The organism is Micrococcus sp. Mcc89 (assembly GCF_024519795.1).
Lineage (GTDB): Bacteria > Actinomycetota > Actinomycetes > Actinomycetales > Micrococcaceae > Micrococcus > Micrococcus luteus.
Genome location: NZ_JALJRI010000100.1, coordinates 1 through 11,296, shown reverse-complemented (window position 1 = coordinate 11,296; position 11,296 = coordinate 1). Strand labels below are relative to the sequence as shown.

The 11,296-nt window shown below is 64.5% G+C and carries 10 protein-coding genes; 4 read left to right on the top strand and 6 right to left on the bottom strand.

The window, feature by feature from the left end:
• A partial coding sequence (locus tag NR072_RS09560; RefSeq protein WP_256837032.1) for a toll/interleukin-1 receptor domain-containing protein occupies positions 1-459 on the top strand: 459 nt, incomplete at its 5' end.
• A 187-nt stretch (positions 460-646) separates the two neighbouring features.
• On the opposite strand, the gene NR072_RS09555 is transcribed toward NR072_RS09560, so the two are convergent.
• Both NR072_RS09555 and NR072_RS09550 read right to left on the bottom strand, forming a co-directional pair.
• Positions 647-1,216, bottom strand: coding sequence for a TetR/AcrR family transcriptional regulator (locus NR072_RS09555; protein WP_256837030.1), 570 nt, complete (start codon positions 1,214-1,216; stop codon positions 647-649).
• 17 nt (positions 1,217-1,233) lie between these two features.
• A complete protein-coding gene (locus NR072_RS09550) occupies positions 1,234-2,700 on the bottom strand; it encodes an MFS transporter (protein WP_256837029.1) in 1,467 nt (488 codons plus the stop codon).
• Between the two features lie 279 nt (positions 2,701-2,979).
• Here NR072_RS09550 and NR072_RS09545 point away from each other — a divergent pair, with 279 nt between their 5' ends.
• Positions 2,980-3,558 (top strand): recombinase family protein, encoded by a 579-nt coding sequence (locus NR072_RS09545; RefSeq protein ID WP_256837028.1) that lies wholly within the window; start codon positions 2,980-2,982, stop codon positions 3,556-3,558.
• 46 nt (positions 3,559-3,604) lie between these two features.
• Here NR072_RS09545 and NR072_RS09540 read toward each other — a convergent pair whose 3' ends face one another.
• The 4 genes from NR072_RS09540 to NR072_RS09525 all read right to left on the bottom strand — a co-directional run bounded on the left by NR072_RS09540 (position 3,605) and on the right by NR072_RS09525 (position 6,791).
• Positions 3,605-4,549, bottom strand: coding sequence for a hypothetical protein (locus NR072_RS09540; RefSeq protein ID WP_256837027.1), 945 nt, complete (start codon positions 4,547-4,549; stop codon positions 3,605-3,607).
• Between the two features lie 9 nt (positions 4,550-4,558).
• Complete coding sequence (locus NR072_RS09535) at positions 4,559-4,912, bottom strand: hypothetical protein (RefSeq protein WP_184172306.1); 354 nt, start codon at positions 4,910-4,912, stop codon at positions 4,559-4,561.
• 413 nt (positions 4,913-5,325) lie between these two features.
• Complete coding sequence (locus tag NR072_RS09530; protein WP_256837021.1) at positions 5,326-6,240, bottom strand: hypothetical protein; 915 nt, start codon at positions 6,238-6,240, stop codon at positions 5,326-5,328.
• 152 nt (positions 6,241-6,392) lie between these two features.
• Positions 6,393-6,791, bottom strand: a complete 399-nt coding sequence (locus NR072_RS09525; RefSeq protein ID WP_256837019.1) for a hypothetical protein — start codon at positions 6,789-6,791, stop codon at positions 6,393-6,395.
• 361 nt (positions 6,792-7,152) lie between these two features.
• Between NR072_RS09525 and NR072_RS09520 the strand changes: the two genes are divergently transcribed.
• Both NR072_RS09520 and NR072_RS09510 read left to right on the top strand, forming a co-directional pair.
• Positions 7,153-9,900 carry a DNA methyltransferase gene (locus tag NR072_RS09520; protein ID WP_256837017.1) on the top strand — a complete coding sequence of 916 codons (2,748 nt, stop codon included), beginning with the start codon at positions 7,153-7,155 and terminating at the stop codon, positions 9,898-9,900.
• Between the two features lie 646 nt (positions 9,901-10,546).
• Positions 10,547-11,287 (top strand): hypothetical protein, encoded by a 741-nt coding sequence (locus NR072_RS09510; protein WP_256837015.1) that lies wholly within the window; start codon positions 10,547-10,549, stop codon positions 11,285-11,287.
• Positions 11,288-11,296: the final 9 nt, after the last annotated feature.

The window sequence follows — 11,296 nt, the reverse complement described above, 5'->3', positions numbered from 1 at the left end:
TCGAAGGCTCCCACGGTGACCGCGTCCGTCTCGAAGATGGTCGTGGCCACCGGGGAGGGTTACACCACTATCCGGGACTCAACTGCCCTAGAGCTGCACGATCTGCTCCGGACCTATGGCGCGACGGTGTGGTTTAGCGAGTACGACGTGGGCCTCGGTAAGTCGCTGCTCACGGAAATCGATAAGGGTCTTCGGAGTTCTCGAGTCGGGATTGTGTTGGTGACCCCGTCAATGCTGACCACTCTGGACAGGGCTACGGGCATCGCGAGCAAGGAGCTGGCGGCATTGCTGGCCACGGACCGAGTGATCCCGCTGGCGCACGGGACGGACTTCGACGCCCTTCGCGAGGTGAGCCCTCTGCTCGGTGCCCGGTCTGGCCTAACCACGGGGGACGCTCTTTCGTTGGAGGAAGCTGCCAAGAAGATCGTCGCCGCGACGGCTGCCCAAGAAAACGACTGACAGATCCCGCACCTAGGGTGTGCCTGAGAAACCGTCCAGTCGGGTATACCCACTAGGCGCATGTGTCAGAGCTAGTTGGGTGCTGCCGGACAGAGGTGCCAGGGTGCGATCTTGCTTGACAGGGTTGCCCATCATCGCGCTCGACGGATTCGTCGATCCGGCCTTCTCCAACCGCGCGCTGGCTCGCTTACCCGTTGGGCTTGGCCTCGGATTCATGGACGTCATTCTGGAGTAGCGCGATAATCTGCTTTGCGGTTTCACTCCGGTGGTCCTGTGAGATGGGCCTGCTTCCGATCAGGTCGTTGACCCAGAGCCCGTCACCGGCGAGCAGGGCGAGCGAGGTCATCTGGTCGCGCTCAGCTTCGTCTCGTTCGCTACGTCCGGTCCATCGGTCGATGAGGTCTTCCCAGATCGCCTTGTGCTGGGTGTGCTGGCTGTCGAGAATCATCTGGAACTCGGCGCGGGAGGCGGCTGTCGAACAAGTGAGTATGTAGGCGGTCAGGCGCTCCATCGACGTTGCCTCAGCGGTCGGCTTTCCACAGGCGATCTCTAGCTGCCGCTCCCAGCGATCAGCGAGTCTCTGGTGGATCGCAGCGATCAAGTCGTCTCGTGACGGGAAGTGGTAGATGATCCCGGCCCTGGTGATTCCCGCAGCGGCCGCGACAGAGTCAAACGTGACTGCTGTGATCCCGTCTTCCTCGATCACTTGGATCGCGGCGTCGAGGATCATGGTCTTCTTGCTCTCACGCACCATCATGCGCCCCTCCGATTGGTTCAGTGGTTTTCGGCGTACTCCATCGCCTCGCTGCCGCGCCCGTAAGCGCGGAGCAGTCGATTGGTCAGAGCGGCTCCACTAGCCAGCATGACAGCGAGGACGATCATCGTGACCAAATAGGCCGTGTCGTAGGCGGAGGTGGCGGCTGCGATCACGTCGAGATCTCCGTCGGCGATCCCGAGGGCATCGGCAATGCTCTCCCCCGCTGCGGCGGGAGTGCCATCCGGGAGTCGGACGACTGTGGCGTAGACGAAGGTCAGGAGGCTTCCGAGGAGTGCTACAGCCGAGAGGGAGCCCATCTCGTAGGAGACTTCTTCGATCGAGGCCGCCATGCCGGCCTTTCGCGGAGGCGCGTTGCCCATAATGGCGGCGGAAGCGACGGCGAAGGTGCCGCCCAGGCCGAAGCCGGTCACGATGAAGCTGACGACCAGCAGGGGTAGTGATCCGTTCGCAGAGGCCAGCACGGCGAGAGCTAGTCCTAGGGCGGCGATGGCGAGGCTGCCGGAGATAATGATCCGCAGGCCCACGATGTGCAGGATCGCGGCCCCTAGGACACCTGAGGGCAGGGCGCCAAGCGCGATGGCTGCGACTAGCAGGCCTGCTTGCAGGGGGGTGAAGCCCTCGACGAGCTGGAAGCGCTGTGTGGTCGCGAGCTGGGCGCCAGCGATGGTGAACATCGCGAAGAAGGCTGCCAGAGAGCCGCCAGCGAAGGCGCGGTTGCGGAAGATGGAGAACTCGATGAGTGGTTCTTCCAATCGGCCCTGGCGTCGCACGAAGAGGACGAACCCGATGACTGCTGACGCCAGCGCCCCTGCGATCAGAACCCAGTTCTGTGGAATATGGGCCAGTTCCTTGATGACGAGCACGGTGCCCACCAGCCCGACCATCGCATAGAGGGATGAGACGAGATCCCACTTCTTCGACGGATCGGGATCGTTGTGCGGCGCGATGACTGCGGTCGCCACAAGTGCGATGACAACAACGGGGACGTTGATGAGGAAAACAGATCCCCACCAAAACCGTTCGAGAAGGGCGCCGCCGAGAATGGGTCCGAGCGCTGCCCCCGCGATCGACAGGCTCCCCCAGATGGCGATGGCGATGTTGCGCTCACGAGGATCGTCGAACGCGAGGCGGATCAGAGCAAGCGTGGCGGGCATCATCGCTGCGGCCCCCACAGCGAGGAGTGCCCTGGCGCCAATCAGGAAGGCAGGGCTGGGCGAGAATGCCGCTGCCAGTGATGCGGCACCGAAGATCCACAGGCCGACGACGAACATTCGGCGGTGGCCGATGCGATCGCCCAGTGTGCCTGCTCCCAAGAGGAGGCCAGCCATGACCAGGGGGTAGGCGTTGATGATCCACAGTGTCGAGGATCCGGACGCGCCGAGGTCTGCGGTCAACGTAGGCAAGGCGGTGTAGAGGATCGAATTGTCGAGGGTGATGAGTAGCAGGCCGGCCCCCACGGTCATGAGCAGCCACCACCGCCGCGGCGATGATCCAACGTCGTTCACTGTTGTACCCCTGTCCTCTGCCTGTAGTCGCATCAACGAAACTATACTAACAGGTTAGTAAAGTAAACGTCAGCGCTTCGACAGAGGGATGCCTCACGATCCAGCGGGGTGTTCATTGCCCCATCCCGGCGTCAAGCCGGGTATACCCCTTTACACACTCCGCCCGCCCACGAGAGCATCACGTCAGAGACGGTCCCAAACCGGGGCGTTGGACATAACTGACGGAGGGTCTTAAACGTGGTTGGACAGACCGTGGGGTACGTGCGGGTGAGCTCGGCGGAGCAGAACCTGGACCGCCAGCTGGAGGCGGTGGGGGAGTGTGACCGCATCTTCCAGGACAAGATCTCCGGCAGCTCCCGCGCCAAGCGCACCGGGTTGGCGGAGCTGATGGCGTACGTCCGTGAGGGGGACCTGGTGAAGGTCGCCTCGATGGACCGGCTCGGCCGGGACACCCGGGACCTGTACGCGATCGTGGACGAGCTCACCGACAAGGGGTGCGCGGTGCAGTTCGTGTCCGAGCGGATCACCGTGGACAAGTCCGGCACCTCCCCGGTGGACGGGCTGATGCTGGGCATCCTGGCGGCGTTCGCGGAGTTCGAGCGCCGAAGGATCAAGGAGCGCCAGGCTGAGGGCATCGCCCTGGCCAAGGCCCGCGGCAAGTACGTCCAGGCCCCGAAGCTCTCGGACACCGACGTGGAGCAGGCGCGCGTGATGATCGAGATGGGGATCCCGAAGGCCGAGGTGGCGCGCACGTTCGGGGTGAGCCGGCAGACCCTCTACACCTCGATTGCCCGTCGAGGGTCAACCCATCAGTAGGGCGGCCTCGCTCTGGATCTCGTACCGCTACGAGTTGGCCGAGGCCCTAGGGGCGTGCGGGTCTGGTGCTCTGAGGGGAGGAACTTTGGGCGGACTTCTCTTCCGTTTTCATCTTTGTGTTGGCCAGGGTCTGCGCCCAGCGGGCTTTCTCCGCCTCGGACCTGCGGTGGTTGCGTAGGGAGACCAGGCCGACGCCGAGCCCGAACAGGATGGGCTTCCAGATCTGGTCGTACTCCAGCACCGTGATCAGCCAGGCGGGCAGGGCAGGCAGGTCCACATGAAGGACCGGCAGGTGGATCTGGGGGTACACCGGCACTGGCAACTCGATCCGCGGCCAGACCGGTACGGGCAGGTGGATCCGCGGCGGACGGAAGGCCGGCAGCTCGACGTCCCAGTCGGGCAAGAGCCGACCGAGCAGCGGTATCACCACCAGTAGGAGGATCGCCCAGCCGGCTTTCCCGAGGCCGCCAAGCAGCGGGTAGGCCACCCGCTTGACGGAGCTGGACTCCATGGCCTGATGTCGCCTCTCCCCGCGGGAGCCGGCCGGGGGGTCGAACTCCGCGACAGCACCCGCTTCCCGGAACTCGACCTGCAGCAGCTCCCCGAACAAGGACGCCTGGATCCGCAGGTGCGGCTTCTCCCGGGCCACGGAGCCCGTGACGTCCGCGAGTTTGAGTGCGGCCGGCGCTCCCTTCAGCGGCAGCACCCCGTTCGTGGTGGCCTTGAACCGGCCACGCACCTGACCGTCAACTCTCACCTGGAGGCGCTGCGGGGGATTCTGGCGCCATCGCGTGAACCGCTTCCGGAAGGAGGCGTCGGGGCCCGCATGCTCGCCGACGCGTGAGCGTTCGCGGTCGCCGGCGGGCGTCCCGTCGTCGCCACCTGCCCAGGAGTCCTCCAGCGGCCACTCCGGGTCGCGTGCGAGGAACTCGGCATCGAACCCCTGCTCGAGCTCGATGACGCCGAGATCGGGATGGTGGAGCGTCCACACCTCCACTGCTCAGCCCCGTTCCGTCCGAGCCCCGCCGATCATGCCGCCCAGCCGGCAGATCAGCACGACGCCAACGGCGTAGACCCAGGTCCCGGGATTGGAATAGAGCAGCAAGGCGAGCCAGCACAACGCTCCGGTGATCACCGGGAAGGCCCAGGTGCGGCGGAACACCCGGCCGTCCAGGAAGCCCAGGCTGAGCGCGGCCAAGAAGAGCCAGATGATCAGCAGGACAGTGGCGGTGGCCGGCTCGGCCACGGTCCCGATGGCGAAGGGAACCACCAGATAAGACAATGCGGACGCCGCGTAGGGCCAGGACTGGCGTGCGGTGCGTTCTGGTTCTTCGGTCGTGGTGGGCTCACTCATGGTGATCTCCACGCTATCGGGCGTGGGGTAAGCGGGCATGCGAACCGATCTAGGGCGTGTTTGAGAATGGATCCAGGGTCTTAGCCAAACCCTCGAAGCATTATCAGACACGCCCTAGGGCGGTTCATCTTGGAAGTCCAGCATCCGGACGAGTTCTTCGTGAATCAGTTCGACCTGGACCCCGCTGAGGTGATGCGTTCCTTGCAGGTGCAGGCATCGGCCACTCGCAGCCCGGCTCTCACCGTGGTCGAGATCCTCCGAGCTTGGAGCGGTGCGGTGCCTGGAGATTTGTCGGGGCTGCCCGAGCCCAGACTTGGCGGCTGTAGAGCTCGCACGTGGAAGGCGGAGGGGAGCGACAAGGCCCGAGGAGATGGATTCCATCATCTCCTCGGGCCTTGTTCGATGTGGGCCGCTCAGGCCAGCAGGTCCACCTGCGGAGGGACGCCCTTGGCGGTCACGAAGCGGCGGTGCTCTGCGAGCAGGTCACGGCCAGATTCGTACGCTTCGAGTGTCTTGCGCAGCGTCTCGAGCTTGTCCCGTGAGGCCAGCCCCTGGGGGACGAACAGGTCCTTGGGCGTCTTGAGGGCCTTGCCCTCAGGGGTGTACTGAGTGTGCAGATCCTGGATGTAGCCCAGCATGGTCACTTCGAAGAAGCGGCCGTAGCGCATCAGCGGGTGCCGAGTCACCCAGCGGGCCGGGACCAGCACCAGAGGTTCGCCGTTGGCTTCCGGAAGGGTTACCAAGTTCTCCTCCCACCGGCGGGTGACGTCGTTCCACATACGGCAGGGCACCTTGACCGTCTTGTGTCCGTTCGTGGTGAACTCCGGGTACAACGTGAGCATCTCCTGCGTGAAGTCCACCAACGCCTGGAAGATGATGCGGGTGGTGATGTCAGAGGTCACGTCGTCCCCGACATCCTTGATGTAGAAGCCCAGCTCCTCCAGGTGGCGGAGCACTCCCACGTGCAGCAGGGGCTGCAGGTCGGTGGACATCGCCTTCCAGATCCGCCGGCGGATCACCTCTGCCCCGCCATGCCCATTGATGCCCCGCACCGAGAGTCCGAGGCGGGTCTGCCGCGGTTCGGGGAACACGGGCAGCGCCGCCCCCCGTGTCTGGGTTGCCGGGTCCGAGGAGACGGCGGTGAGCACCAGCTCGTCCAGGAACGTGTTCAGGCAGTTGATCGCCGTGGCGGCGTGGGGCGTAGGAGCCCCCAGAAGCCGGATCGCGTACGGGTCAAGGAACTGGGGGGTGTCCGTGTGGACGTCCAGGTCGGCGAAGGGTGCTGGCCCGGTGAGATGGATCTGGTAGTGACGGGTGATCGAAGCCATAAGGCTCCTCCTTTTGTGTTGGAGGGCCTATCGGGTGGAGCCGGTTGCTCCAGCCTCGGCTACGATGCTGACCGTGATAGCCCATCACCATCAGCGCCGTTAGGCCCTGAAATCGACCCCAACCCACGCCAATGGGTTGGGGTCGAAGCTTTTTATGCACCCGCGTCCTCCTTGGAGGCTCGGGAGCGATTGCCGTGAACCTCGATCGACGGTCCGGCCAGGTTGATGCAGAGCATCCCGTCCTCTTCGAACGGTTCGTACCGCCGGCTGACTGTCGTGTCGATGTCATAGGCGTCCATGAAAGCAGTAGCCGACAGCAGGGTCTGCCCCGTCTTGGAAGGCTCGCGCAGTGCGTACGAACGCGGCGAGGGGTCCGCGGGCCGCAAAGCCATGACCTTGCGAGATTTGTCGAACAGCAGCTCCACGACGAGAGCGCCGTCGATCATCTTATGCGCTGGACCGTTGATCGACAGGATGCCTCGCTTCTGGATTGTCACGCTAGGCGTCCCCTTCATGGGTGCACTGCGCTTGTCGAAGACCTCGAAAGCCATCGTGTATCTCCTCTCCGAGAGTCGGTGCCGGCTAGTTGCTCAAGTCAATTTTATCATGGTGTCGGCATCCGAGACAAGAGCTTCCATGGGTGTCTGGCGCCGCGCGGGTCGATCCCAACGCTCTGCTGGTGCAAACTTCCTGTTTGCAAAAAATTTTCTAACGCACGACGGGCCCCCGTCCATCTCATCCTGGTTGTCGTGACCCGTGGGGGAGGACAAGGGTGTCGGCTGCGCCTGACAGGTGGGCGGCGGGGTTCGTGCCCGCCCAGTGACGGAAACTGTGCGTGCCCGCCTCTGTCATCAGCGCGCGTACGGGGTGGGCCCGGCATGATGGGGTGGTCACCGTTGGAAGGCTCTTCACATGCAGACCAAGCCCTTGTCCTGGGATCAGATCCGAGCGAACGCGGCCGCGTTCGTGCACGAGTGGGCCGGGGAGTCCTACGAGCGGGGCGAATCCCAGTCCTTCTGGACGGAGCTGTTCGCGGTCTACGGAATCCGCCGCCGCAAGGTGGCCCAGTACGAGAGCCGGGCGAAGAAGGCCGACGGCGGGGCCGGGTTCATCGACGTGTTCTGGCCCGGCATGCTCATCGCGGAGCAGAAGTCGCTGGGCAAGGACCTGGTCGCGGCTGAAGATCAGGCGCTGACGTACCTGGCGAACGTGCCCGAGGCCGAGCAGCCGAGGTACGTGATCACCTGCGACTTCGAGACGTTCCGACTGCGGGACCTGGAGGCTCCGGTCGGGGATGCGGATGCCGTGAGCGAGTTCCCGTTGGAGCAGCTGCCGGTGGAGGCCGAGCGGTTCGGGTTCATCGCCGGCTACCAGAAGCGCGTCTTCGGTTCGGCCGAGCAGGCCGCGGCCTCCGTGAAGGCCGCGCAGCTGATGGCCGACCTCTACGTGGAGCTGGAGGGCTCCGGCTACGACGAGCACGAGGCGTCCGTGTTCCTGGTGAGGACCCTGTTCGCCCTGTTCGCCGACGACTCGGGATTGTGGGAGCGGGACCTGTTCCTGGAGTTCATCCAGACCCGTACCGCCGAGGACGGATCCGACCTTGGCGCGCAGCTGACCGCCCTGTTCCAGGTGCTCAACCGGCCGGTGAACAAGCGCATGGCCGGCACCGACGAGCTGATGTTGCGCTTCCCATATGTGAACGGGTCCGTGTTCGGGGAGGCGGTGTCGATCCCGTACTTCACCGCCTCGATGCGTCAGAAGCTGATCGAGGCCTGCCATTTCAACTGGGGCGGGATCTCCCCGGCGATCTTCGGGTCCCTGTTCCAGGCGGTGAAGTCCAAGGAAGCCCGCCGGGACCTGGGGGAGCACTACACGACCGAGGAGAACATCCTCAAGCTCATCGGCCCGTTGTTCCTGGACGAGTTGCGTGCCGAGTTCGTGGCAAACATTCACTCCCGGCCAGGGCTGCGCAAGCTGCACGAGCGTCTGGGGCAGATGCGGTTCCTGGACCCGGCGTGCGGGTGCGGCAACTTCCTGATCGTGGCCTACCGAGAGCTGCGCGCCCTGGAGCTGCAGATCCTGGTGCGTCTGCAGGAGCTCTCGGGCAAGCAGGTGCAGACCTCGCTGGTGATAGACGAGGACGAGAGAGTGCGGGTGCGGATGTCGCACTTCAGCGGGATCGAGCTGGAGGAGTGGCCGGCGACCATCGCCCGTACGGCGATGTTCCTGGTGAACCACCAGGCGAACCAGGACATGTCGCTGAAGATCGGCGTGTCCCCGGAGCAGTTGCCGTTGACCGAGTCAGCGCACATCGTGGTCGGCAATGCATTGCGCCTGGACTGGAACGAGGTCGTGCCTGCATCCGAGCACGTGTACGTGATGGGCAACCCGCCGTTCATCGGCCAGTACACCAAGACCGCCGAGCAGACCGCGGACATGAAGGCCGTTTGGGGTGCTGACTACGACGGGTACCTGGACTACGTGACCGGCTGGCATGCCCAGGCCATGCACTACTTCGCCGACCAGCCGGTGGGCCGGTTCGCGTTCGTCACCACGAACTCCATCGCTCAGGGCCAGCCGGTGCCGGCCCTGTTCGGGCCGTTGCACCGTGAAGGATGGACGATCCCGTTCGCGCACCGCACGTTCGCGTGGACCTCGGAGGCTCCGGGCTCGGCATCGGTGCACTGCGTCATCATCGGCTTCTCCAAGGGCATCCCCTTGAAGGGGGCGCGGCTGTTCTCCTATGAACGGTCCCAAGGGCATCCGCTGGAGGAACCGGTGAGCGCGATTAGCCCATACCTCGTAGAAGGGCCATGGGTCCTCGTGGCCAAACGCAACAAGCCGTTGGCCCAGCTACCGCCGGTGGTCTATGGGTCCAAGCCCGCCGACGGCGGGCACTTGATCGTGGAGCTGGCTGAGCACCCGGAGGTGGCCTCCGACCCGGTGGCGGTGAAGTACCTGCGCCGCTACGTGGGGGCACGGGAGCTGATCCGTGGGCTTCCCCGATGGTGCCTCTGGCTCGAAGACCTGGATCCGGCTGATCTTGCCCGCTCTGCTGTGCTGCGCCGGCGCGTCGAGGAGTGCAAGGCGTATCGCGAGGCCGCCCCAGTCTCCGGGGACGCTTACAAGCTGCGGGAGTCGCCGCACCTCTTCCGCCCGAACAAGAAGCGCCCCCAGGGGGACTATCTCTGCATCCCAATCCATGTCTCCGAGACTCGCCGGTACTACCCGGCTGCGCGATTCACGGATCAGGTGATCTCGTCCAACGCGAACTTCATCGCACCTGACGAAGATGGTTTCGCGTTCGCGGTGATCTCATCATCGGCGTTCATCGCATGGCAGCGCATGGTCGGTGGGCAGATCAAGTCAGACCTGCGGTTCTCGAACACGCTGGTGTGGAACACACTGCCCCTACCTGAGTTGTCCGAGTCGGAGCGAGGCAAGCTCATTCAAGCCGGCGCCGGCGTGTTGGAGGCGCGCGCGCTGCACCCAGAGCGGTCGTTGGCTCAGCACTACAACCCGCTAGCCATGGACCCGGCCCTGGTGAAGGCGCACGCGGCACTGGATCGCGTTATGGATAGCATCCTGAATCTGCCTTCCGGAGCCACGGAGAAGGAGCGGCAAACGCGCCTGATGGAGCTCTACGCCGCCCGCGTGTAACCGGCCCGGCCCGACGCGCCCATCGCGCTGACGCGTCGTATCGAAAGGGCCCAGCCGCTAAGCGGGGATCTTGACCGTAAACGCGGGAAGCAGTAGCCGCGGACCGCAAAGGTCCGCGTCCGTTATTCGTCCTCAGTCGTCGTTGGTACGCATGGGGCCGATGGGGCGGCAAGCAATGGGAGAGGATTTCAGGCCGCTTGAGAGGTGAAGGGCACCGGGTAGATGCTGGCCCCGATCAGCCGACCCCACTGGGAACCACTCCCCGTCTAGGTGTACTGACCGAGGACGTTAATTGATTCGCCGAGGGCCAGCCCGGCTGTGTAACCTCTGCCGCCTTGCCTCGACCCGCGACCGCGCACGCAGCGTAAGAGAGACTGCCACCTACACGTGCATCAGTCCCGAGTCCGTCGAGGCGGTGGAGCTGGCCACCATGGGGTGGGTGCACTGGTGGCACACCACCCGCATCCACGAGGCCCTTGGCTATCGCCCCCCAGCGGAGGTTGAGGCGGCTTACACTCACGATCAGAATTCAGCGCCCGTTGCGTCCTGACCTCGGAACAAAACCTAGGGCGCTTCAGTAGCGTTCGCTTCGAGAGCGATTCCCGCTCGGCCGGCCCAGCTCCGGTGTCAAGATTCAGAAGGCGGCATGTTGACAGAGTCCGGACAGAATCCCTCACCCAACCGAGCGATCGGCCCAGACGGGGCAACACGCTCTATCGCCGAGGCTGTAGCGCGTCGAGTGTGGGTTGCCGCAGGAGGCCGCTGCACATTCTGCAACCGTTGGCTTCTCGCTGACGAAACCACCGGACAGCCAGTCTTCATCGGCCAGCTTGCGCACGTGGTCGGCTGGGACACGGCAAAAGGTTCACCACGTGGCTCTGATCCGCTGCCTGCGACGGATCGCAACGAGGCAGCCAATCTGATGTTGATTTGCTACGACCAGCATCACGTCATCGACAGCAAGAGCCTCTGGGAGGTGTACAGCGCGGATCGGCTCCGGGAGCTCAAACGGCAGCACGAGCACCGGATCAAACAGCTGACAGCGCTGGCTCAAAGGGAAAGTGCGACCGTCCTTCGCCTGGTCGGCACCATCCACGGTGCGCCCGTGCAGCTCGCGCAATCTGCTGTCAATGAGGCCCTCGTAGCGGTAGGTCGTTTCCCGACCTACGCCCTTCTCGGTACAGACGAGTACGAAATCGATCTGCGCAAGGTTCCCGGGGAGCACGATGGGGCGGCGTTCCACTGGGATGCGGCGGTCGCGTTCATCAAAGATCGGCTGCGGCTACTTGGCGCACTGGTTGCGGACGGCACCATTGCCGACCTGGCCGTCTTCCCGCTAGCTGTTGTGGGGCATGAGGTTCTTGACATGGGTGCCGGGCTGAGATGAGACGAGCGG